The following is a 21,903-nucleotide window of genomic DNA, read 5'->3' as shown; positions in this document are numbered from 1 at the left end:
ATGTGCAATTAAAAAGCTCGCCTAAAAGGTTAGAGAATGCCACAATTATAAGAGAAAATTATTATTTTCACTGGGGGAAAATAAATGAGTAAAAAGAAAAAGAAGAAAAGAGCGCAGCTGCCTTTTCGGATTAATATGTTGTTTTTTGTTGTGTTTTTATTGTTTTCCGTATTGATTCTGCAACTCGGAGTAGTTCAGATTTTAAATGGGGAGGACTTCCAGCAGGAAATCGAACGGACGAACTTGGATACAACTAAAGTACCGGTACCTCGCGGTAAAATATTTGATCGAAATGGTAACGTTATTGTCGATAATGAGGCAGTATATTCGATAACATATACACCTCCAAAAGGTGTACAAGCTGAAGACCGTTTAAAGGTTGCTAAGAAATTAGCTGAGTATATTAAGATGGATGATGAAGATACGCTTGAAGGCATTACCGAGAGAAATAGAAAAGAATATTGGTATTTATTAAATAAGGAAAAGGCAGATAAGCGTCTTTCTGAGGATGAGAAAGAAGGCATGTCGAATGCTGAGGTTTATCAAGCTACACTTGATTTAATCACTGAAGATGAAATCAAGGATTTCTCAAAACAAGAGCTAGAGGTAATAGCTATCAAGAAGGAACTGGATAAGGCCTATTCTTTAACACCACAAATCATAAAAAATGAGGACGTGACTGTTGAGGAATATGCCAGGATTGCGGAGAATTTAGATAAGCTTCCTGGAATAAATGCTACAACAGATTGGAATCGTGAATATCCATATGGAACGACATTAAGAAGTTTACTTGGAAGTATTTCAACACAGGAACAAGGTATACCTGCGGAAGAAGAAGCTAGCTACTTAAGTAAAGGCTACAGCAGAAATGACCGAGTAGGAACAAGTGGTCTGGAATTACAATATGAAGATCTATTACGTGGAAGAAAAGAACAGATCCAATATACGACCACAAAGAGCGGCACACTTATCGGCTCTGAAACGATTGTTGAAGGCGAACGCGGAAAAGATCTTGTTCTAACAATTGATATGGACTTACAAAAAGAAGTAGACAAGATTGTTCAAAAAGAATTACAAACAGCTATTACAAAACACCCACATGGAAACCGTTTTATGACAGATACATTAGCTGTTGTTATTGACCCAAAAACAGGAGAGCTTTTAGCTGTGTCTGGCGTGCATTATGACCGTGATAAAAATAAATTTATGGATGCTGCATTGCAAACATTGTCACATGCACACACACCGGGATCCGTAGTTAAAGGAGCGACCGTGTTGGCTGGATATGAATCCGGAGTAATTACGCCAGGGTACGGTATTAATGACAGTCCTATCCGGGTTGCCCAAACATCACCTTTTAGATCCTGGTCAACGCTTGGTCCGGTGAACGATATAACAGCTTTACAAAAATCCTCAAACGTTTATATGGGTTATATTGCTTTAAAAATGATGGGTGAGGATCGCTACCCTTTCCCAGATGGAAGTCCCTTATCAGTCGATCCCAACTGGCGTCAAGCCTTTCAAGAAATGCGGAATTACTTCAGACAATTTGGATTAGGTTCTAGTACTGGCATTGATTATCCAAGTGAGTCTACAGGTTATTCCGGGACACCTGACAATGCGGGTTTACTTATGTACCATGCAATTGGTCAGTATGATCAATATACGACTTTACAATTAGCACAATATACAGCAACAATAGCTAATGACGGCTATCGAGTCCGACCGCATTTTCTTCAGACAGTTCATGAACCGATTGCTTCACAAGATGAGATAGGACCGCTATATAGTGCACAGAATACCGAAGTATTAAATCGGGTTCAAATGAGTGATGAGAATATTAAACGGGTACAAGAAGGTTTTCGTCGTGTATTCCAAGAATCTGGTGGAACAGCTGTTGGCGACTTTGGTAATTCACCGTATAATCCAGCGGGGAAAACAGGTACTGCTGAGACGGCTGTATATGAAAATGGTCAGAAGCTTGCTGATACAAGAAACCTGGCGTTAATTGGCTATGCTCCATTTGATGAACCAGAAATTGCCTTTGCAATTATCACACCATATGCTGGGACAGATAATAGTCATAATGTGCCGCGGCAGGTTGGAAAACAAATACTAGACACATACTTTGATCTGAAAGAAAAACGAGATAAAGCTAGTGATGAAGATTCTGATCAAGAAGAGACAACAGAGGAAGAACAAGAATAAAAATACGCCTAAAATTTCACAAATGGAATTTTAGGCGTATTTTATAATCATAAATTACATAAAATTAACAGTATCTTAATACTATTACTATATAATAAGACTACGACATTCCACTATTCGTGCAGAATGCAGTATAAAAAATGGGGGATATGGATGACAACTCGCGAACAATTTCAAAGTGAACTTAATGAGTTAAATGAAGATATTATTAAATTGGCCAATGCAGCAGGTCAAGCATTAGATGATGCAGTTGAAGCGTTATTTAGCCAGGATGTAGAGCTTGCAAGACAGGTAATTGCCAATGACAAGAAAATAGATCGAAAAGAACTTGAGATGAATGATAAAACGATTCTTTTAATTGCAAAGCAGCAGCCAGTAGCGACAGATTTAAGAAGGGTAATTACAGCACTAAAAATTTTGACGGATATTGAACGTATGGCTGATAATGCTAAGAACATTGCTACTGCTACGATTCATTTAGGTGAGAATGCATCGATCATCCCAAACGATATTAAAAAAATGTATAACATGACAAAAGATATGATGTACACTGCTATACAGGCTTATAAATATGAAGATATTACAGTCGCAAGGAAGTTAGCTGTCATGGATGACGAGGTTGATCGATTATATAAAATAATTGTAAGTGAATTATTAGGAGAAACTGCGGTAAATCCTGATAAAATTCAATATATTATGCAGGTTGCATTCTGTGCAAGATATTTAGAACGTTTTGCTGATCATATTACAAATATCGGTGAAAATATTCTTTATTTGGTTAAAGGGGAAAATTATAATTTAAATTAAAAAGTGCTGGCAATGGGAATCACTTCCTGCTGCCAGCATTTTTATTATCGTGCAATTCTTTCTGCGATTTCGTAAAAACTCATATCACTCGATACTTCAAATGTACCAATCTGAACGTAAAGACTATACTCATGCTCGTCCAAATAACGATTAAATTCTGATGCATTGTCAATAATATTTTGTTCAGCTAGAAGTGCACTAATATCAGAGGAAGCCATACCCGGACTAATTGTTAACGAGTAATGAACCACATTATTCTCAGGTTCTTCCTCGGCTTCTTTTTCTATTTCTTCTTTTTTAATCTCTTCATTTGTTTCTTTGCTGGATTCATTAGTCTCATCAGACGACTCTTTCTTCGATTGTTCTTTTGATTTAGCTTTTGTTACTTTCGAAGACTTATCTTTTGTGCCGGCAGTTGAATCAGATTCTTCTGTTTCTGCATTTTCTGCTGCTTGTTTTTTTTGAACGCTATATGAAATATATTCTTGTTGATCAAGAACGGCATATCCTTCATTTTCCACGTATTCAATCATTTCTTCAATATCGATATTCTCCACACTTTTTGCGGAGTCTTCGACAAAATAAAAAATGATGAAAAGGATAACAGCGCTAGTCAACAACCCAATTGAAAAAGCACGTACAGTATGTTTCATAATTTTCTCCTTTTATGCTTATTGATTTGATACACTGTTTTTTTCATCATTTGAATTTACATCCTGCGTTAAGTCAGCAGGCATAAGCTCTTCTTCCAAGATCTTTATTTGTTTCTTCATTTGATATGTATCCTGCATCGTCGTAATTGAAAGTTGTTCAAGCTGAGTTTCCAGCTCTTCAAATTTGTCATTCATAAAATAGGACAAAACAAATAGAACAACAGCAACAATAATGATGGAAATTATTGCAACTAACATGGCATTCCCTCCTTTTACATCCATTAATAGTTATATCATAGTTTCTCACATGAGAAAACCATAATTTTTTTTGATACATTCTTGATAAGTTCAGCAAACTCTGCTATTATAATTAAAGTCTGTACGTAATAATATGTATGATAAAAAGCAAGTTGTTAAAGTTTGGAGGGAAGAACATGCGCGTAAACATTACTTTAGCTTGTACTGAAACAGGAGATCGTAACTATATTTCTACAAAGAATAAACGTACGAACCCTGAACGTATTGAGCTTATGAAATATTCACCACGTCTAAAAAAACACACTTTGCACCGTGAAACAAAATAAATGAAATTAATTGAGAAAACTCTTATCATATATGATAAGGGTTTTTTAACTTTTAAGGGGGTGAAACTATTGGATAAAACTAATTTAAGGAAAGAAACAATCAATCGTTTAAAAAGTTTATCTATTGATGAAAAGAGGAAAATTGAAGTTAAATTAATGGGAAAACTGCTCTCCTCAGAATTATGGAAGTATGCTGATACGATTGGTTTAACAATATCCCAGGATTTTGAATGGGCAACCGGCCCAATTATCGAAGCTGGTTGGAAGCAAAACAAAAAAATAGTTGTGCCTAAGTGTATTCCTAATGAAAAGCAGCTTCATTTTTATGCAATCAATTCTTTTGAACAGCTTGAGTCAGTTTACTTTAATCTGCTTGAACCAATACCAGAGACTAAGCGATTCGTTGCTAAAAAAGATATTGATCTTTTAATTGTTCCGGGACTATTATTTGATAAGCACGGTTATCGAATCGGTTTTGGTGGCGGTTATTATGATCGTTTTTTAGTCGATTTTAGTCAAAAAACAGCTTCATTATGTAGCTTTAAGCAGTTAGTAGATCGAGTTCCAAGAGAAAAATATGATTTGCCAGTCCATAATATTATTACTGAAAAAGAAGTTATACATACTCAAGAATCTTGAAGCGCGTATAATATTGCTTGTTCGGAAAATAACTATGAATACCATTTAAAAGGCAGGTGGTTTTATTGCGAACAGGCATCGTCTTATTAATATTGTTGATAACAACAATGTTTTTTTATCGATCGAGGTACAAAATCATGAATGCTTTATTGAACATTAAGTTTATCAGAAAAAAATCAGTGGAACTTTCTATGAAGATCCCGAGTCTGCGTTCCAAATTGTTTCAGAATGTGTTTTCGATTTCAGACTGATAAGGGTTAAAAGAGGCGGCATAAATTGCAGCTTCTTTTTTATTGAAGCGGCAAATAAGGTTTAGGATATAGCATCGTTCTGTGAAAATGATTAGTGTTCTGATATGATTAAGGTGAGGAAGGTGAATATATGTATCTTGATGACCAATATAAGCTTTATCATACGGCATACGAACTGGTAACCAATCACCAATTTGATATTCTGCATATAGACCAGAATACAAATGAAATCTGGCTCGAAAAATATGCAAATAAAAAATCTCAAGTAATCCGGCTTGTACAGAAAGGATTTGATTGGAAAAATCATTTGAAGCAGGATATTGCTCTCGTATTTCAAAAAGCAAAAGCAATGAAAAAATTATTTGCTGGTAAACATATTGAATTGCATAATGTTTACATCTATTCTCATTCACCTGTAGATGACTGGGAAATCTTAAAGAAACCGATGCAGCTAAAAGAGAAGAAGAACCCATTAAAAATGTTTGTGTATTACTTAGATCATGAAGAATCTAGTGAAGAACTTCGTCGGCTTCAAGCAGATTTAGATGTACAGTTTATGCCTATGCCAGATGAAAATGATGAACAGAAAAAAGAGCAGACAATTCAAAGCTATAAGACGTATTTAGCAAAAGCACTTGAGAATAAACATAAAGAAGTCGAAAATGTCTTTTCATATGGAAAGCCTTATTTTACATATCTGTTAATTGCAATTAATATTTTCTTGTTTATTTTACTGGAAATGAAGGGCGGCAGCACCTCAATCGATACACTTATTGAAATGGGTGCAAAATATAACCCAAGTATTATCGATGGGGAATGGTGGCGAATTGTAAGCTCCATGTTCCTTCATATTGGCTTTCTGCATTTATTAATGAACATGCTTGCAGTTTACTATCTAGGGACAGCAATTGAACGGATTTTTGGCAGAAGTCGCTTTCTTTTTATTTATTTCCTAGCTGGGATTGGCGGTGGCTTGGCAAGCTTTGCATTTACAACACATGTTTCTGCCGGGGCATCGGGGGCGATCTTTGGATTATTTGGTGCACTTCTGTTTTTCGGTATTATTTATAAGCGGATATTCTTTCAGACAATGGGAAGTAATATCCTGATTATACTGCTAATTAATGTCGTTCTAGGCTTTTCCATTGAACAGATAGATATGGGAGCCCATATTGGCGGGCTGATAGCAGGATTTTTAGCTTCTGCGATAATACATCTGCCTAACAAGAAAAATGTTCGAACCCAGCTAATTAGTGCGATTCTCTATATTATACTTATTGCAGGACTTATTATTTTTGGATGGAACAGTAACATGAATAATCAATCTAATTATTTAATGGAAATCGAGCAATTATTAATGGATGATGATTATAACGAGGTGGTTGCAGTAGCAACGGATGCACTGGAGCTTGAAGGTGAAAGGGATGGACTGATATTATTCCAGCGCTCCTATGCATATATTGAGCTGAATGAATTGGATTTAGCGATTGAAGATCTAGAGCAGAGTATATTGCATGAACCAGTATTACCAGAAGCCTATTATAATCTGGCAATATTATATGACGGCAGTGGCCAAAAAGAAAAGGCTGAAGAAATGATAACGAAAGCATACGAACTGAACCCTGATAAAGAATCTATTGCAAATGTTTATAAGAAAATTACAGGAGAATCACCTGAATAGAAGCGCTGATTGAGGCGCTTCTATTTTAGTTTCCGGAAAGATTGTTAAGGGATATGCTGGATTAACTGCTCTCGTTCACCATTTAATTCGTAAAGAACGTATAAATGTGTATTTTGTTTATCGATTAAAATTAAGGGAATATAGCTATCAAGCTGATTTGCAGCAGATTTTGAAGCTGGAATAATATAATTTTTATATAAACCTTCCCAAAGCCTACCAATTAATTCGTTTGTTTCCCGCTGCGACATATTTGGAATTGGCTTATTATTATATTTATATAAATCTACTAATGGAATAGCTAGATAATTTTCTGGTTCGATTTGAAAATGTTGAATCAATAAATGCCATTGGAAAAGTAATTGTTGTTTTGCAGAATGGTCAAGCAATTCTTGCCATTCTGTTTCAAATGTTGTAACGGGTTTTTTAAAAGCTTTTATAGGTGTAGTAGGTGAATCAATGACATATAGTTCATCATATGTCATTGCCTGTACACTTTTGATTTCGTCGCCGCTATAATGATTCTCACCATGATGAAACGAAATACTTTGAAAATGGCTTGAGTCCTCACTTGTAATAATTTCATCAAATTGAATTCGATCGGTGTTTTGAACCCACTTGCTGCGGACACCGCGAAGTATACCATTATCAAATAATAGCGATACATCTTGTCTGAGATACATAACTTTATCACTTGCTGAATTGATATGCCAGCCAAGGTCATAGGAATCTGTCCCTGTAACATTCTGTAAGGTTAATGAAGTATCTGCTGCCTCGATAGAGCTTTCTTCATCTAATGGAAAGAAACTAACTGCAGGCAGTGTATTCGATTTTAGTATCAGTACACCTCCAATGGACAGTAGTATCATAAGTATAAGTAATAACTTCCGTATTTTCATTATTTGTCATTCCTTTTGTACATGACTTGTCCTTAAAAAGTATGAATATAAAAGGATAATTATGTTTAGAAATTCATAGTTTAGCTAGTTGAATGTGTTTCAACATATTGTGCATTATTTTGTGCGAAAGTGTGCATTACATTTTATGTAAATATAATTCCTCAAACACCAATTCTTTGATATAATTAGAAATGGTGGTTTTAATGAAAAATGTTTATGATATACAACAATTACTAAAACGATATGGTACGTTCATCTATACAGGTGACCGATTAGGTGATCTTGAATTAATGGAAATGGAGTTGGATGAATTGTATCAGATGATGTTTGTACAAATTGCGGATTATCAGAATGCAAAATTAATATTAAAAAAAGAAAAACGGCTCATTATAAACAAAAGGGGCGAGTAAGCAATGGAAAAGTTACTTTTGGGGATAGATATTGGGGGAACGTCTGTAAAAATTGGCATTATTAATCAACAGGGTGAAATACAGAAAAAATGGGAGGTTCCAACAAACAAATTAAATGCTGGTATTACAATAGTTGAAGAGGTCTGGGCTTCTATTGAACAGAAGTTGAGCATACTACATTTAAGTATAAGTTCTTTTTTAGGTGTAGGTGTGGGAGCACCTGGATTTATTGATATGGATACAGGGCTAGTATATGAAGCAGTGAACATTGGGTGGAAAAACTTCCCGTTAGCAGACCAATTAAAAGAAAAATCAGGTTTACCAGTTTTTGTTGCTAATGATGCAAATATTGCTGTCTTAGGTGAAAATTGGACAGGTGCCGGTAATAAGGCAAAAAACTTAATTGCATTGACACTTGGTACTGGAGTAGGCGGAGGTATTATTGCGAATGGCTCTATACTGAATGGAGAAAACGGAATGGCTGGTGAACTTGGGCATTTAAAGATCGAAGAAGCTGGGTATTCATGCAATTGCGGAAATAATGGATGTCTCGAAACAATAGCTTCAGCAACAGGAATAGTACGTCAGGCTATAAATCAAATAGCAAACCATCCAAATAGTATGCTTGCTGAAATTTATAATAAAAATCAAACGATTACAGCAAAAGATATCTTTGAATTGGCTGAATCAGGTGACACTATTGCAGATGAAATTGTAAAAAAGACTGCTGATGTGCTTGGTCAAGTAATCGCCAACCTCGGAGTAGTTATTAATCCTTCTAAGGTACTGATTGGCGGCGGTGTTTCAAAAGCTGGTGAATTGTTAGTTGATGAGATAGAAACAGCATTTCGCAAATATGCTTTGCCAAGAGTATCAAATGCCTGTGAAATTAAAATCGCACAGCTTGGAAATGATGCGGGTATCATAGGTGGGGCGTACTTAGTTTTGGAACAAATGAATAACGACAATAGTTAGACTTGATTTTTTCTTGTTTTCTATTAGAATAATAAGCTATTAAATATAAATTAAATGTAAAATAGTTGAAACCTTTTGCAGGGCATTCTCGTCTTATATAGTACTAGCTTTGTAAACGAATGTTTACAGTTCCATCATAAAAGGAAATTGTTGCAATTGATACAGTGGGTTTTCGCAAAATGAAAATGAAATGCCGAATTAGTAAATTTTCCCACAATCAATAAGGTCAGGAAAATGAAAATATGTTTTTTGTACGTTTCACATGTTCTTCTCGGATTCGATACAGAATACTAGGAACATTCCTTAGCTGAAACATACAATAGAAATGAGTTTTATTTTTTAGGAGGAAGCAAGATGAAGTTTAAACGACCCACAATCCCCTTATATATAATCGCAGCATTATTATTTGGGCTAAAAACATACTTTGTTTATCGATTTATGTTTGACATTGAATTGGACAATTCAATGCAGGAGTTAATTTTATTTATTAACCCACTTGTCTCAGCCTTTCTTATTTTTACAATTAGCGTGTGGTTTAACAAGCGTTCTCGTCAAATGAAGTTTATAAGGTATACAGCCTTCATAGTTTCCTTTGTCGTCTTCGCAAATCTTGTATTCTATCGTCAATTTACCGATTTTATTACAATTCCGCAGTTGTTTATGGGGAGCAATATGGCAGACTTAGGGTCAAGTATTTTAACCTTAATCAAGCCTTATGACATCCTGTTTTTTGCAGATGCCGCGCTAATTTGGTATTTAAGTAAAAAACAAGAAGCAAAATTGTCGGTAGCATATCCGAAAAGTGGAAAAGTATTTGCATTAGCAATGTCATTAGCACTGCTTGCAGGAAACTTTTTCCTGGCAGAAATGGAAAGACCACAGTTATTTACACGAGCTTTTGATCGTGAGTATTTAGTTAAAAACATTGGATTGTTTAACTATCATGTATATGATCTTGTTGTTCACTCCAAGACGGAATCACAGCGTGTCTTTGCAGATGGAAATGAAATTCCGGAAATTCAAGAATATATTAACGAACATATAAAGGTAACTGGGAAATCAGATATGTTTGGTGCTGCTGAAGGTAAAAACGTAATCTTCATTAATGCCGAATCATTACAACAATTCGTTATTAACAATGAAGTGAATGGGGAAGAGGTAACACCTTTCCTGAATAGTCTTACAGATGATGAAGATACGTATTATTTTGAGAATTTCTATGAGCAGACAGGTCAGGGAAACACATCTGATTCTGAGTTCCTGATCGAAAATTCGCTTTATCCACTATCAAGAGGGGCAGTTTTCTTTACTCATGGCGGCAATGAATATCACGCCCTTCCAGAAATAATTAAAGAAGAGGGATATACATCATCCGTACTCCATGCGAACAACAAAAGCTTCTGGAATCGAGATGGCATGTATAAAAGTTTAAATATCGACAATTTTTATGATGAAGCAGCTTATGAAATAACACCTGAAAATTCAGTTGGATGGGGTTTAAAGGATAAGCCATTCTTTGAACAGTCCATAAAATACTTGCAATCAATGGAACAGCCATTCTACACGAAATTTATTACCCTAACAAATCATTTTCCATTTGAGTTAGGTGAAGAAGATCAGTCTATTGATCCATATGATTCAAATTCGAATACACTGAATAACTATTTTCCGGCTGTAAGGTATATGGATGAAGCACTGGAAGATTTCTTCGATCAGCTGAAAGAAGCTGGTATTTATGAAGATTCCATCATTATAATTATGGGGGACCATATTGGAATAAGTGCGAATCATAACCGTGCGATGAGTATGTACCTTGATAAAGAAGAAATAACGCCTTACGATCAAGTTCAGCTGCAAAGAGTTCCAATGTTTATCCATATTCCTGGAGATGGAAATGGGAAGGTAATGTCAGAAGTAACTGGTCAAATTGATATGAAACCAACGATTCTTAGTCTGTTGGGTATTGAGGCAGAAGATGATCTTTATTTCGGAAATGATGTATTTTCGGATAATAGAAAAGGATATATTGCGTTAAGAAACGGAGATTTCATCAGTGATGATTATATCTCTACCTATGGAATGTGCTATGATCGTGAAACTGGTGAACCAATCGAGGTAGACAGTGAAGAATCGGAAACAAATAGTGAAGTAGAATCCCAAAATGGTTCTGTAAATGCTTGTAGTCCAATTAGTGAAAAAGTTGCAACAGAGTTATCTTATTCTGATAACCTGGTTTATGGTGATTTGTTCCGTTTCATTGATTTTGATGATAAGGAAGCCGTTAAATAATTAGAAAGTGATAGCCGCCTATAGTTAAAATAACTATAGGCGGCTATTTTTTGGAGTTTTGCTGTGAAGAGAGATGCAGGAGTTTAATAATAAAACACATACTGGTCAGATTTGAAAATAATAAACTGTAATTCGGCTCAAACATAAAAAAAGTTAACTTTTAAAAAGTTAACTTTTGCTTTTTATTGACGTTTAATAATTATCCAGCGATTTCTGAAATAATGGTTGCAATTGAAAAAAATCCAAACGCCAATGCTGTCAAAGCTGAAAACGCTAAAGCAAATAGATTTTTATACTTCAGTTGACGAATAACTGAAACTACAGCAAGTAATGCGACGAATAATAATACGATTGCTAAAATAAGATGTCCCATAACTTTATCCTCCTTTGAAGCGTTCATTTTCCTAATCATAGAAATTGAATTAGGAATTGATTTTATATTATTATGTAACTATGACCATATAGTATTTATTCTAAAACATTAAATTGGTTTTGTCGAGTAATTGTAAAACGTTTTCTAACGTGGAATGATAGTTAATTATATTGGAGGTTTTTTAATGAAAGTAAAGGGAATGCCGTTAGGTCCAATTGGCACAAATTGTTATATTGTTTATAGTAAAGGAAACGCTTTGCTAATCGACCCAGGTGCAGAGGCAGATAAAATTAAAGCATTTTTAGAACGTGAGAAACTTCGCGTTCAAGCAATCTTATTGACCCATGCCCATTTTGACCATATTGCTGCCCTAGATGAAATAAGAAAAGCAGTCGGTGCAGACGTGTATATACATGAAAATGAGCTTTCTTGGTTGTCAGATCCACAAATGAATGGATCCTATAAGCTATTAGGAAATGAAATTGTTATGAAGCCAGCTGATTTTACATTTAATATAGGCCCAATGAAGATAGGAGATTTTACGTTTGAAGTTATACATACACCTGGTCATTCCCCTGGTAGTGTAAGCCTTATCTTTGATCAAGATGAATTCATTATCAGTGGAGATGTTTTGTTCTATCATGGTATTGGCAGAACTGACCTTCCAGGTGGGAACATGAAAGAAATTGAGGCTTCGATAAAAAATAAATTGTATCAATTAAACGATTCCTGCACGGTTTACCCTGGACATGGGCCTCAGACAACTATTGGCGAAGAAAAGCAGAACAATCCTTTTGTTCGTGCATGAATGTATAGACGGAAGGAAAAACCCTTGCATCTTATTGAGATGCAAGGGTTTTTCAGCTTTTTAATGTCCGAAACCAGGTACAAGAATGAATTCAGAATACCATGTAAAGCCAATCATGAAAATGGTACAATATGCTCCGAATAAGTACATGTACATGCGTTCAGATAACTTTAAATAACTTACTGTAAGGAAAAATGCCGTTTGAGCCAGGAATAGTAGTGCGGTGTTCGTCATATCACCGACATAAAACATTACTGTAAAAATACCTGTCCAAAAGGCAAGAACACGAAACATACGATCCATGTCTTCCCCCTCCTTTTAGGTAGCCTTTTCATTGTTATTATATATGAGGAATTAGAGAATGTAAACGAATGTCATGGAACAATTGCAAGATTAGCCCGATAACTGCAATTTCCGCAATTATCAGTAAACATATTTCCTTCCATTTGTAAAGCTGATCCTTCAAATAAGACATCAAACATTCCTTTTAAAAACAGATAGTGCATTTGACAAACAACCGTTTGATTTTTCAACACTAACTCTTTAAAAGGACAGTTATTCACGAAGAAACGAACGGTATTATTTGCTTCATCATACATAAAAGAAGGGAGGAGCCCCAGTTCTTCTGTTGCTTGCTCAAGCATACGAAGTTTGTCCTTGCTGGAAAGCATAGAATAATTATCTGTTTGAAAATCCTCTATATATTGTTGTCCATACTTTTTACCTGTGGAATAGAGCGCCCGTTCGCCAATTTCACCAAGCTCCATTAATGATTCCAATGCAATTGAAGAGAGGGTTTTATAATCCCTAGATGGGAAGCTTAATTCAATGACTTCTTCAGAGATTTGGTACATTTTTCCTGGCCTTCCGCCTTTTCCCGTTCTTTTAAAATGAGTTGTGACAAGGTTTATCTCTTCAAGTTTTGATAAGTGCATTCTTGCTACATTAGGGTGCACATCAAAATGATTTGCAATTTCAACTACGCTTACGTCTCTATGTTCTCTAAAAATATATTGGTAAATATGGTACCTTGTTGGATCACTTAAAACATTAGTAACTTTTAGTGTATTGTCCACCTAAATCACCTCAGCAGCTTTGATACCTTTATTATAGTATTTAATTTGCTTATTTAGTTAGAAAAACAAAGTTTGTTAAAAAATGTACAAACTTAAGGCGTTAAGGAATGTATTTTGGTGAACGCAAATGTTGTATCGGATTCATATGTTTTGATTGTAAAGGATAATTCATACATTGTATTACCTGCTGGAGTTATTGCAATGCTTACACTGCCGTCAGGGAAATGATAGCTGACTGAATTGGGAGGTTGCTGATCGGTCATTTCTGCTTTAACAGTTTCGTAGCCCATTTGAAAGAGGGTTTCTATTTTAACTTGCTGAATATGCCTCTGGGTAAGTGCAATATCTTGTTTATAGCTATGAATAGCGGTCATGATAAACATAAAAACTAATGTCGTTATAAAAATTACATATGGCAGTACGATGCCATGTTCATTCATAATAAGCGAGTTTTTTTTCATATTTTTCTCCTGATGTAGTAATTACGGTAACTTGAACCCCGTAGGGCAGTGAAGTGAAGGAAATACCTTCAACATCCCGAAGATAAATCTCATGTCCTTTTCCATCGACTTGTCTTCTAACATTTGATCCATACAGTTCAAGCGTCGCTGTATCTTGTTCATGTAACTTAACAAAATACAGCTTTTCCTTTGTTACTTGGATGTTCGTAGCGTCAATAATATCATCCCGAACAAATTGGAAAAATTGCTGCACAGAAATTTCAGTATAATTCGATGTGGAATTTATACTTTGAATTAAATAGCTCAAAAGAGGTAAGCTGACAGAAAGAAAGACCATCATGCATAAAACGGTGACAAATGTAAATCCTCTTTCATGATTCCGGTAATCCATAGAAGCAGAGTTTTTCGTTATTATTTTTCGCATTATTCCATTTTGCACATCCTTTAATAACCCCATTTTCTTGCTGAAATTTAAATTGTACTTCCTTATTTTCATCAATTGTTTGTATGAACTCTTTAGGAAGCAGTGTATTTGTATTCCAAATAAATTGCTGTAATTCATCGTGCAGCGCATATGCTAATTTACGACGCTCACTTAATACTTTCTGCTCTGTATGAAGTGTGGAAATAATTGGCGAAAATGTAGCAATGACGGTGAAAACAATACCGGATGCAATTAAAACTTCTATTAATGTAAATCCATTATGGTTTTGCAATATAAAACCTTCCTTTCCCAAACTGAAAGACGATCCGATATTCGCTATATGTTGTTGTTATATGAATCGTTCTTGGGTATAGAAACGTACCTTTCCCATTAAACCGAATATCACTATTAAGTCTGTAATCCACATTCCATCCATCAGGATACACCCGCTCTGTTATTATATTGCTGCCTTGAATGATTTTATAATTATCCTGATAAAAACGAATAAATACATTCTCACCCGTAGTTAAGTAGGTCATATTTTGAACATATAAGACATCGATTTCCAACGTTTCTAAAAACTGTTTGTCCTTTTGCTTTTCAATAATTTCCGATTGGAAAGGCGGGAAAATTACACTGATAATGGAAAAAATAACAAGTACAAAGAGAACTTCCAGCAATGTAAAGCCTTGATTATTATTAAGGTGCCGATACATTTCCATCTGCTGATAAGTTTAAATCCTCTCCATTAGGACAGGTGAGCTGATCTTCAGTTAGATAATCAGAAACTAATGCATCTAAACTGTTCGGATACGAGTTATTTTCCATATAATAAACATCTACTTGACCTTGAACGATGGTTACAAGTGCCTCACAGCCTTTGCTGTGAACCTCATTGCTCCGATCACCCAGGTTGGGAACAATAAGGATGATTAAGACAGATATGATTAACAAAACAATTAGCATTTCAATTAACGTAAAACCACGGTTGTTATTAAACATCGTAATAGCACTCCTTTTAGATTGTTTTAATTAACTGGAACATTGGCCACATTAACGTTATATAGATAAAAATGATGAATCCAGCCAAAACTGCAAAAAATACTGGTTGGATTAATGTGATGACTTTAATAATTTTTCTTTGAATTTCCTCCATTAACAGCTCTCCGTAGATACTTAAGTCTTTTTCCAATGATTGTGCGTCCGCATTCTTACTGAATATATTCGTCAATTGTCCTTCCAGGAAATAAAAAACGGTTAGTAAACTGGAAATATGAACACCTCTTGATAATTCTGAAGTCATTTGCCGTGTGTAGTAAGAGATAATAGGCAATTTATTTTGCTGTGTCATGTGGTCGAGTATTTCTTTAAAAGACATTCCTGTTTTAAGCAGGGAACTGAAGTGCGTAGCAAAGTAAAAGGACGTTTGCAGCCTTAAGAAGCTGCGATAAAGAGGGATTGTCCGGTAAATCTTCAATTGCTTTTCAATTGGAAGGTTATCCTTCGTCAGAAACCATACAAGAAGTAAAATTGTGAATACAATGAATAAAACAGTAGTGATGGTGGTAAGCATTTCAATTAATATAATGGAAAGCTGGACGGTTGATGAAGCGGTCGGGCTTGCTTGGAAAATATCTTGAAAAGAAGGAAGAACACTTTGTTTTATAAAGGATAGGAGCAAAGCGAAGATAAACAATAAAATAAGTGGGTATCTGGCTGCTTGTTTAAACTTATTTGTATTTTTTATTCGATATTCGTACATAGCTGCACACTTTTTGATGCTCCCTTCAAGATCTCCATTTCTTTTTGCAAAATGAAGGTATGACGTAATCATTGGATGAAATTTAGCTTTTTCAAATGCTTCCTCAATAGACAAACCATCTTCAAGAGAATTTAAAATACTGGCCGCGGGCTTTACCAATTCTCTATTCCACTTGATTGTTTCAATCGCTTCCCACAACGGATAACCATTTGTTAATAAACGGTGCAATAGTTGCAGGAATCGAAGCTGCAGAGAACTGTTCAGCATTTTTTTACGAATGATAAACTGTTTCAGATATGAAACCATAAGCGTAAGCCTTCTTTCTTAAATACTCAAATGAATGAAATGTATGAAGCTCAGTTGATTCGTTTCCTTCAATGATATTTTCTAATAATGCCCCTTCGAGTAATTCAAGAATCGCTGCCCTCCTTGTAATATCGTTACCCATCTGCAGTGGAAGTAATTGCAATGCGGCAACCGCTATAAGTGATTGTTTCATATCACTTCTCTTGATACCCATATCGACTAAACGATGAATTGTCCCTATGGCATTTTTTGCATGTAATGTGCTTAAAACAAGGTGTCCTGTCAGGGAAGCTTCAAATGCAAATTCGGCTGTATGCTTGTCACGGATTTCACCTACCATAATAATATCCGGGTCATGCCTTAACGCAGCTTTTAAACCTGTTTGATACGTAATGCCAGCTTTTTCATTTACTTGCACTTGTAAGATATTATCCATGTTTTTTTCAATAGGATCCTCCAATGTAATGGTTTGGTACGACTTTTCCTTTAAGATGGATTCCAGCAAAGCATATAACGCTGTCGTCTTACCACTCCCGGTTGGACCAGTCAGCAGGATAATACCGGCACGATTCGACATCCATTCCTTTATTTTATTTAGTTGGCTTTTAAAAAGAAAAAGTTGATCCAGTGTAAGTTTTGTTTCTTGCGGGAGGATTCTGATTGCCAAACTTTCTGTTTGATGGAGAGGAAGCGTTGATAAACGTAAGGAAAATAAATTCGTTGCAGTTTTATGCTGGATAGTTCCATTTTGAGGTTTTCTTGATTCACCAATATCCATTCCGGCAATGAATTTGTAGTAGGTGAGCAGCTGTTCATATTGTTTTAGCTGAATGAGGTTATGCTTGACTCTTTTTCCTTGGATACGGAAGTAAATATTCGTATTATTGTTAAATGGATAAAAGTGAATGTCTGAAGCGTTCTCTTTAATTGCAGCATTGAGCAGATTATTCGAAAAAGTTGCAGTGGGATTCAATTCAGTTCACCTCCTTTTACTTCGCAACAAATTACTATATTCGACGCAATTTGATAAAACCCTTCTTTTTTTTAAAAAAATATTGTATATATTTTTTTGATCTGCAAAAAATAAGTGTAAGACCTAGAATAGAGGTGGTTGGTAGCAATGTCAGGAAATGATTATCTGAAATTTATGACTGAACAAGTCGTTTCGTATTTAGACTTACCATCCGAGGAAAGAAGGAAAAGAAAAGAAGCACATAAACAGCAGCATTCCTTTTACACGACAAGATGGTTTGGTATGCTTCCATTTACTTTAAAAATAATGTTCCATAAGGAGAATAGCAGATAACTTAACCTGCTATTCTTTATTTTATAGCGCTTGCTGTTGCAAATACACGATGCCTCCATTAATTATGTTCATTGTTATTTTCGGCTGATAACGTTTCATTAATTCATCCTGTTCCTTTTTCATTTGCTCATTGTCTGTGTTGTCTTGATAAAAATGTTTTAGTGTTTGAATTTCTTCTTGCAACCGTTCTGCTGATTTCTCAGCCCACGTATGTTCCTGTTCTTCAATATAGTTTGACAAAACTGCCTCTAAACGCAGATAACCACTTTTAATTTTGATTATGGGAGAGAGGGTAAAGCAATAATCGGAAATCGTTGTTTGCAGTGAAAACTTCGACAACAGATTCATCATATCTAACTTCATCATCCCGTTAACCAAATGCAAACCAATTGAAATGATTTCATCCTTTTTATGCTGGCCTTGATAGCTGATTTTAAAATTAACGACTAACCACGGATGTAAAGGTGTTTTTTCTGTCACATCCATAGATTGAAAAAGCTTCGTAAATTTTTCTTTTTCCTTTAAATGATTCATAATTTGCTGCAGCCGAGGACTGCCAAAGTGAATCCATTCTCCTTGTGTATCACGTTTTTTCGGATTAGTTATCAACGTAAGCTGCATAGGATCTCCAGTACGGCCTATTTTTTTAATATAGTGCCAGTAAAATGGACGATTCATTAGCTCGCGATCCATTTGTTCATTTAACTGGACTTGTAATACGCCATCTTGATTTGAGATAATGTCGCAATCTTTTGCGGAAAAGTAATCTGTTAAAAATTCATTTAAATTAGTAATTGCCATAAAGTCTCTCCTCCGTTTCTGCTGTTGATTTTGATCCCTGAATAACGGACGAAAGGTTATTCAATTTTATTCGTACCTCACCGGCTGAGGTGGACTCATTATAGATGGATTCCACTTCTGATTCGATACTTGAGATGTTCAGTTCAGCTAAAATATCATCCAGATTTCCGATTACTTTTTCAAATAGGTTAATTTTCTCGTATAATAATGTCAGAATGTGTTCTTCAATCGTGTTTCGAATAACAAGATTATAGATATGCACATCCTTTTCTTGTCCAAAACGGTGTATTCGTCCAATTCGTTGTTCAAGTCGCATTGGATTCCATGGAAGATCGTAATTAATCAGATGGCTGCAAAACTGAAGGTTAATACCTTCTCCACCTGCCTCAGTAGCTATCAAAACCTGGGCATGGTCCTTAAATAGTTGTTTCATCCAGTCTTTTTTTCCGCGTTTAAATCCGCCGCGGAAAGGTACGGAAGAAATGCCATGCTGCTGTAAATACCATTGTAAATAAAATTGAGTTGCTCGATATTCGGTAAAAATAATGACTTTTTCATCACCTATTGATTTAATTAGCTCTACAACTTTTTCGGCTTTTACGTGGTGTGGAAGCTCCTCGATTTTGTTAAGCAGTGGTTTTAAGATGGCAGCATTATTTTCCTTTTCACTAATTTTTGATAATGACATATAACATGCTTCTCTTGATGAGCATATTTCACGCAAGTACGTAATTTTCGAAAACGTTGAAAATGCAATTGGTGTATTGACAAGATCATCATAAAGTTCACGAGCTTTTTCTGGAAAGTCAATCCATAATGTTTCAATCTTACGTTTTGATTCGGTAAGCTTCGTTGCTTTTCTCGTATTTCGAATCATTACTTTTTGGATCAACTGCTTTAAATAAGGATCCTGTTCTAACTTGCTTCGATCTTTACCATATCTTTCGATGAAGGAATCATAATTTCCTAGATGACCAGGACGAAGAATGGTAATAAGATTAAAAATCTCAATTAACCGATTCTGTACTGGCGTAGCTGTTAAAAGCAGGCAATATTTCTTCTTGATTGCTCGTACAAATTGATAGTTTTTCGTTTTATGATTTTTAAGCTTATGAGCCTCATCAACAAGAATAAAGTCATACTCCGTATTAATTATCTCTTCCTGGTTTGCAGAACGCTTTGCTGTATCAAGTGAGGAAATAATTATCGGATTGTCTTTCCAACTATAATTCTTCCGATGGGCAACAGCTGGAATATAAAATTTTTCATTCAATTCCCTGACCCATTGGTTAACGAGAGATGCGGGAACAAGAATAAGTGCATTTTTTACCAAGCCTCGAATCATATATTCTTTTAAAATGAGTCCAGCCTCAATGGTTTTTCCTAAACCAACTTCATCTGCTAAGATTGCTCGACCATGCATCTCTTCTACCGCTTGTTCAGCAACAGCGATTTGATGATCTAAAAAGTCAACATGCGGAAGATATTCAAGCGCACGTAACCCGCTGAAGGAAGGGGAGCTTGTTGTTAACTCAGCTTGAAATGCCATCGAAAAGAGTTCCCAACTAGAGAATGGGCCATCCTTATTGATTATTGTTTCTAAATCATTAATAAAGGCTGAATCTTTTTGTAGTTCAATAGAATCCATATGTTAATCACACATCCTGTTATTAAAATTTGGATTTCACTATAATTTTGCTTTTTGATATGTTATAATTCAAAGTGAAATAGAATTCCTTGCAGTGCAACCTCTTAGATACTGATACATAGTATAACCAAATATAAATTTTTCATTAGCGGATGATTACAAGGGGAGAGCTTACAGTATGTAACGCCGAAGGAGCAAGTTAAGAGCGAATCTCTCAGGCAAAAAGACTCTTGTAGGACGCAACTCTGGAGAGTGTTTACTGAGCTTAGTAAACCACCCACGAAGCAAATATTTATACAACCTTTTAAGTGTTTGTATAAGTATGCAACTTTCTGGTTTAAGGACAGAGATTTCTTCGGTTAGGAAGGAATCTCTATTTTTGTGCACTTTTTCAACAACTATTAGGAGGAGTGGATGGTATGAGCGAGTTGAAAAGAACACCTGTTTTTTCAGAATATGAAAAATACGGGGCGAAAACAATTGATTTTGGAGGCTGGGATTTACCAGTCCAATTTACCGGTATTAAACAGGAACATGAAGCAACTAGAACAAAAGCAGGTTTATTTGATGTGTCTCATATGGGGGAAATAGCTGTAAAAGGCCCAAAGAGCTTGGAATTTCTGCAATATGTTATGACAAATGATGTATCCAAACTAGTTCCAAACCGGGCGCAATATACGATTATGTGTTATGAAAACGGTGGAACAGTCGATGATTTAATTATTTATATGCTAGCAGAAAACGACTATTTATTGGTAGTGAATGCGGCGAATACAGAAAAAGATTACGAATGGCTGATTGAGCATAATACATATTCTGATGAGGAGTTAACGATTAATAATACCTCTGATGAATATGTGCAGTTTGCATTACAGGGCCCGTATTCAGAGGAAATATTACAACAGCTTACAGATACGAATCTATCGGAAATTAAATTTTTCAGATTTAATGCGAATGTATCGCTTGAAAGTTCAGAACATACTGCAATTGTTTCGCGTACAGGCTATACTGGTGAAGATGGATTTGAAATCTATATCCATAAATCTGAAGGTCCTGCTCTGTGGAATCGACTGCTTGAGTCAGGTAAAGACAAAGGGATTGAGCCAATTGGACTTGGCGCCCGTGACACACTTCGTTTTGAAGCTGGACTTCCATTATATGGACAGGAATTATCAAAGGATATCAGCCCAATTGAAGCAGGGCTTTCATTTGCTGTAAAAGTAGGTAAAGAAGCAGATTTTATAGGGAAGCCTGTACTGAAAGAGCAAGCAGAAAATGGAACGACAAGAAAGTTAGTAGGAATTGAAATGGTCGATAAAGGCATTCCGCGCCATGGATATACGATATTGAAGGATGAAGAAGCTGTTGGGTTTGTAACATCTGGTACACAATCCCCAACATTAAACAAAAATATCGGTATGGCACTTATCGATTCCAAACTTGCAATTGAAGGTACAGAGTTAGAAATCCAAGTTCGAAAGCGCAAACTAAAAGCAATTATTGTAAAGACACCATTTTATAAACGAGAAAAATAGGGGGCAGCAT

The 21,903-nt window shown here is 35.4% G+C and carries 26 protein-coding genes and 1 riboswitch; of the genes, 11 read left to right on the top strand and 15 right to left on the bottom strand.

Annotated elements, in window-relative coordinates:
- Window positions 1-84 precede the first annotated feature (84 nt).
- Window positions 85-2,208 (top strand): penicillin-binding protein 2, encoded by a 2,124-nt coding sequence (locus tag NSQ77_RS21415; protein ID WP_339228130.1) that lies wholly within the window; start codon window positions 85-87, stop codon window positions 2,206-2,208.
- 153 nt (window positions 2,209-2,361) lie between these two features.
- Window positions 2,362-3,015 (top strand): phosphate signaling complex protein PhoU, encoded by a 654-nt coding sequence (gene phoU, locus NSQ77_RS21410; protein ID WP_339228129.1) that lies wholly within the window; start codon window positions 2,362-2,364, stop codon window positions 3,013-3,015.
- A 44-nt stretch (window positions 3,016-3,059) separates the two neighbouring features.
- On the opposite strand, the gene NSQ77_RS21405 is transcribed toward phoU, so the two are convergent.
- Window positions 3,060-3,668, bottom strand: a complete 609-nt coding sequence (locus tag NSQ77_RS21405) for a hypothetical protein (RefSeq protein WP_339228128.1) — start codon at window positions 3,666-3,668, stop codon at window positions 3,060-3,062.
- 18 nt (window positions 3,669-3,686) lie between these two features.
- Entirely contained in the window at window positions 3,687-3,926 is a 240-nt protein-coding gene (locus tag NSQ77_RS21400; RefSeq protein ID WP_339228126.1) for a hypothetical protein, read from the bottom strand.
- Window positions 3,927-4,102: 176 nt separating this feature from the next.
- On the opposite strand from NSQ77_RS21400, the gene rpmG reads away from it, so the two are divergent.
- The 3 genes from rpmG (at window position 4,103) to NSQ77_RS21385 (ending at window position 6,823) form a co-directional block, all read left to right on the top strand.
- Window positions 4,103-4,252, top strand: a complete 150-nt coding sequence (gene rpmG / locus NSQ77_RS21395; RefSeq protein WP_017797039.1) for a 50S ribosomal protein L33 — start codon at window positions 4,103-4,105, stop codon at window positions 4,250-4,252.
- 60 nt (window positions 4,253-4,312) lie between these two features.
- A complete protein-coding gene (locus NSQ77_RS21390) occupies window positions 4,313-4,891 on the top strand; it encodes a 5-formyltetrahydrofolate cyclo-ligase (protein ID WP_339231120.1) in 579 nt (192 codons plus the stop codon).
- Between the two features lie 381 nt (window positions 4,892-5,272).
- Window positions 5,273-6,823: a rhomboid family intramembrane serine protease gene (locus tag NSQ77_RS21385; protein ID WP_339228125.1), complete on the top strand. Its 1,551-nt coding sequence runs from the start codon at window positions 5,273-5,275 to the stop codon at window positions 6,821-6,823.
- Between the two features lie 44 nt (window positions 6,824-6,867).
- Here NSQ77_RS21385 and NSQ77_RS21380 read toward each other — a convergent pair whose 3' ends face one another.
- Window positions 6,868-7,719 carry a hypothetical protein gene (locus NSQ77_RS21380; protein ID WP_339228124.1) on the bottom strand — a complete coding sequence of 284 codons (852 nt, stop codon included), beginning with the start codon at window positions 7,717-7,719 and terminating at the stop codon, window positions 6,868-6,870.
- A gap of 203 nt (window positions 7,720-7,922) precedes the next feature.
- Here NSQ77_RS21380 and NSQ77_RS21375 point away from each other — a divergent pair, with 203 nt between their 5' ends.
- The 3 genes from NSQ77_RS21375 to NSQ77_RS21365 all read left to right on the top strand — a co-directional run bounded on the left by NSQ77_RS21375 (window position 7,923) and on the right by NSQ77_RS21365 (window position 11,393).
- Window positions 7,923-8,129: a YqgQ family protein gene (locus tag NSQ77_RS21375; RefSeq protein WP_339228123.1), complete on the top strand. Its 207-nt coding sequence runs from the start codon at window positions 7,923-7,925 to the stop codon at window positions 8,127-8,129.
- Between the two features lie 3 nt (window positions 8,130-8,132).
- A complete protein-coding gene (locus tag NSQ77_RS21370; RefSeq protein ID WP_339228122.1) occupies window positions 8,133-9,104 on the top strand; it encodes an ROK family glucokinase in 972 nt (323 codons plus the stop codon).
- A 354-nt stretch (window positions 9,105-9,458) separates the two neighbouring features.
- Window positions 9,459-11,393 carry an LTA synthase family protein gene (locus tag NSQ77_RS21365; protein WP_339228121.1) on the top strand — a complete coding sequence of 645 codons (1,935 nt, stop codon included), beginning with the start codon at window positions 9,459-9,461 and terminating at the stop codon, window positions 11,391-11,393.
- 199 nt (window positions 11,394-11,592) lie between these two features.
- Here the strand turns inward: NSQ77_RS21365 and NSQ77_RS21360 are convergent, their stop codons facing one another.
- Window positions 11,593-11,766 (bottom strand): DUF2759 family protein, encoded by a 174-nt coding sequence (locus NSQ77_RS21360; protein WP_149473974.1) that lies wholly within the window; start codon window positions 11,764-11,766, stop codon window positions 11,593-11,595.
- A gap of 184 nt (window positions 11,767-11,950) precedes the next feature.
- Here NSQ77_RS21360 and NSQ77_RS21355 point away from each other — a divergent pair, with 184 nt between their 5' ends.
- Entirely contained in the window at window positions 11,951-12,574 is a 624-nt protein-coding gene (locus NSQ77_RS21355) for an MBL fold metallo-hydrolase (RefSeq protein WP_339228120.1), read from the top strand.
- A gap of 60 nt (window positions 12,575-12,634) precedes the next feature.
- On the opposite strand, the gene NSQ77_RS21350 is transcribed toward NSQ77_RS21355, so the two are convergent.
- The 9 genes from NSQ77_RS21350 to comGA all read right to left on the bottom strand — a co-directional run bounded on the left by NSQ77_RS21350 (window position 12,635) and on the right by comGA (window position 17,576).
- Entirely contained in the window at window positions 12,635-12,877 is a 243-nt protein-coding gene (locus NSQ77_RS21350) for a DUF2626 domain-containing protein (protein WP_339228119.1), read from the bottom strand.
- A 71-nt stretch (window positions 12,878-12,948) separates the two neighbouring features.
- Window positions 12,949-13,650, bottom strand: a complete 702-nt coding sequence (locus tag NSQ77_RS21345) for a helix-turn-helix domain-containing protein (protein WP_339228118.1) — start codon at window positions 13,648-13,650, stop codon at window positions 12,949-12,951.
- Window positions 13,651-13,742: 92 nt separating this feature from the next.
- Complete coding sequence (locus tag NSQ77_RS21340) at window positions 13,743-14,111, bottom strand: hypothetical protein (RefSeq protein WP_339228117.1); 369 nt, start codon at window positions 14,109-14,111, stop codon at window positions 13,743-13,745.
- Window positions 14,083-14,550, bottom strand: a complete 468-nt coding sequence (gene comGF, locus NSQ77_RS21335; RefSeq protein ID WP_339228116.1) for a competence type IV pilus minor pilin ComGF — start codon at window positions 14,548-14,550, stop codon at window positions 14,083-14,085. Before comGF ends, NSQ77_RS21340 begins: the two co-directional genes overlap by 29 nt.
- Window positions 14,483-14,827 (bottom strand): type II secretion system protein, encoded by a 345-nt coding sequence (locus NSQ77_RS21330; RefSeq protein ID WP_339228114.1) that lies wholly within the window; start codon window positions 14,825-14,827, stop codon window positions 14,483-14,485. The genes comGF and NSQ77_RS21330 overlap by 68 nt, the downstream gene beginning before the upstream one ends.
- Window positions 14,814-15,251 carry a competence type IV pilus minor pilin ComGD gene (comGD, locus tag NSQ77_RS21325; RefSeq protein WP_339228113.1) on the bottom strand — a complete coding sequence of 146 codons (438 nt, stop codon included), beginning with the start codon at window positions 15,249-15,251 and terminating at the stop codon, window positions 14,814-14,816. Before comGD ends, NSQ77_RS21330 begins: the two co-directional genes overlap by 14 nt.
- The gene (comGC, locus tag NSQ77_RS21320; RefSeq protein ID WP_339228112.1) at window positions 15,235-15,537 is read right to left on the bottom strand and encodes a competence type IV pilus major pilin ComGC; all 303 of its coding nucleotides are present in this window, start codon (window positions 15,535-15,537) and stop codon (window positions 15,235-15,237) included. Before comGC ends, comGD begins: the two co-directional genes overlap by 17 nt.
- 16 nt (window positions 15,538-15,553) lie before the next feature.
- A complete protein-coding gene (gene comGB, locus NSQ77_RS21315) occupies window positions 15,554-16,603 on the bottom strand; it encodes a competence type IV pilus assembly protein ComGB (RefSeq protein ID WP_339228111.1) in 1,050 nt (349 codons plus the stop codon).
- Entirely contained in the window at window positions 16,569-17,576 is a 1,008-nt protein-coding gene (gene comGA, locus NSQ77_RS21310) for a competence type IV pilus ATPase ComGA (RefSeq protein ID WP_339228110.1), read from the bottom strand. The genes comGB and comGA overlap by 35 nt, the downstream gene beginning before the upstream one ends.
- A gap of 147 nt (window positions 17,577-17,723) precedes the next feature.
- On the opposite strand from comGA, the gene NSQ77_RS21305 reads away from it, so the two are divergent.
- Window positions 17,724-17,909 (top strand): YqzE family protein, encoded by a 186-nt coding sequence (locus NSQ77_RS21305; protein ID WP_339228109.1) that lies wholly within the window; start codon window positions 17,724-17,726, stop codon window positions 17,907-17,909.
- A 21-nt stretch (window positions 17,910-17,930) separates the two neighbouring features.
- Here NSQ77_RS21305 and NSQ77_RS21300 read toward each other — a convergent pair whose 3' ends face one another.
- Both NSQ77_RS21300 and NSQ77_RS21295 read right to left on the bottom strand, forming a co-directional pair.
- Window positions 17,931-18,710, bottom strand: a complete 780-nt coding sequence (locus NSQ77_RS21300; RefSeq protein ID WP_339228108.1) for a YqhG family protein — start codon at window positions 18,708-18,710, stop codon at window positions 17,931-17,933.
- Window positions 18,697-20,358: an SNF2-related protein gene (locus NSQ77_RS21295; protein WP_339228107.1), complete on the bottom strand. Its 1,662-nt coding sequence runs from the start codon at window positions 20,356-20,358 to the stop codon at window positions 18,697-18,699. Before NSQ77_RS21295 ends, NSQ77_RS21300 begins: the two co-directional genes overlap by 14 nt.
- Window positions 20,359-20,510: 152 nt before the next feature.
- Window positions 20,511-20,598, top strand: a riboswitch (glycine riboswitch).
- Between the two features lie 179 nt (window positions 20,599-20,777).
- Here NSQ77_RS21295 and gcvT point away from each other — a divergent pair.
- Window positions 20,778-21,893 carry a glycine cleavage system aminomethyltransferase GcvT gene (gcvT, locus tag NSQ77_RS21290; RefSeq protein ID WP_339228106.1) on the top strand — a complete coding sequence of 372 codons (1,116 nt, stop codon included), beginning with the start codon at window positions 20,778-20,780 and terminating at the stop codon, window positions 21,891-21,893.
- Window positions 21,894-21,903: the final 10 nt, after the last annotated feature.

The organism is Oceanobacillus sp. FSL K6-2867, assembly GCF_037963145.1.
Lineage (GTDB): Bacteria > Bacillota > Bacilli > Bacillales > Amphibacillaceae > Oceanobacillus.
Note: the sequence above shows the minus strand (reverse complement) of the source record. Positions and strands in the feature narration are given on the sequence as shown.

Coding starts and splice junctions, on each gene's coding strand:
- NSQ77_RS21400 (WP_339228126.1), bottom strand. CDS start 3,926: ATGTTAGTTGCAATAATTTCCATCATTATTGTTGCTGTTGTTCTATTT.
- gcvT (WP_339228106.1), top strand. CDS start 20,778: ATGAGCGAGTTGAAAAGAACACCTGTTTTTTCAGAATATGAAAAATAC.
- NSQ77_RS21365 (WP_339228121.1), top strand. CDS start 9,459: ATGAAGTTTAAACGACCCACAATCCCCTTATATATAATCGCAGCATTA.
- comGC (WP_339228112.1), bottom strand. CDS start 15,537: ATGTTTAATAACAACCGTGGTTTTACGTTAATTGAAATGCTAATTGTT.
- NSQ77_RS21415 (WP_339228130.1), top strand. CDS start 85: ATGAGTAAAAAGAAAAAGAAGAAAAGAGCGCAGCTGCCTTTTCGGATT.
- phoU (WP_339228129.1), top strand. CDS start 2,362: ATGACAACTCGCGAACAATTTCAAAGTGAACTTAATGAGTTAAATGAA.
- comGD (WP_339228113.1), bottom strand. CDS start 15,251: ATGTATCGGCACCTTAATAATAATCAAGGCTTTACATTGCTGGAAGTT.
- NSQ77_RS21375 (WP_339228123.1), top strand. CDS start 7,923: ATGAAAAATGTTTATGATATACAACAATTACTAAAACGATATGGTACG.
- NSQ77_RS21300 (WP_339228108.1), bottom strand. CDS start 18,710: ATGGCAATTACTAATTTAAATGAATTTTTAACAGATTACTTTTCCGCA.
- NSQ77_RS21350 (WP_339228119.1), bottom strand. CDS start 12,877: ATGGATCGTATGTTTCGTGTTCTTGCCTTTTGGACAGGTATTTTTACA.
- rpmG (WP_017797039.1), top strand. CDS start 4,103: ATGCGCGTAAACATTACTTTAGCTTGTACTGAAACAGGAGATCGTAAC.
- NSQ77_RS21405 (WP_339228128.1), bottom strand. CDS start 3,668: ATGAAACATACTGTACGTGCTTTTTCAATTGGGTTGTTGACTAGCGCT.
- NSQ77_RS21380 (WP_339228124.1), bottom strand. CDS start 7,719: ATGAAAATACGGAAGTTATTACTTATACTTATGATACTACTGTCCATT.
- comGB (WP_339228111.1), bottom strand. CDS start 16,603: ATGGTTTCATATCTGAAACAGTTTATCATTCGTAAAAAAATGCTGAAC.
- NSQ77_RS21295 (WP_339228107.1), bottom strand. CDS start 20,358: ATGGATTCTATTGAACTACAAAAAGATTCAGCCTTTATTAATGATTTA.
- NSQ77_RS21305 (WP_339228109.1), top strand. CDS start 17,724: ATGTCAGGAAATGATTATCTGAAATTTATGACTGAACAAGTCGTTTCG.
- NSQ77_RS21385 (WP_339228125.1), top strand. CDS start 5,273: ATGTATCTTGATGACCAATATAAGCTTTATCATACGGCATACGAACTG.
- NSQ77_RS21340 (WP_339228117.1), bottom strand. CDS start 14,111: ATGAAAAAAAACTCGCTTATTATGAATGAACATGGCATCGTACTGCCA.
- NSQ77_RS21355 (WP_339228120.1), top strand. CDS start 11,951: ATGAAAGTAAAGGGAATGCCGTTAGGTCCAATTGGCACAAATTGTTAT.
- NSQ77_RS21370 (WP_339228122.1), top strand. CDS start 8,133: ATGGAAAAGTTACTTTTGGGGATAGATATTGGGGGAACGTCTGTAAAA.
- NSQ77_RS21360 (WP_149473974.1), bottom strand. CDS start 11,766: ATGGGACATCTTATTTTAGCAATCGTATTATTATTCGTCGCATTACTT.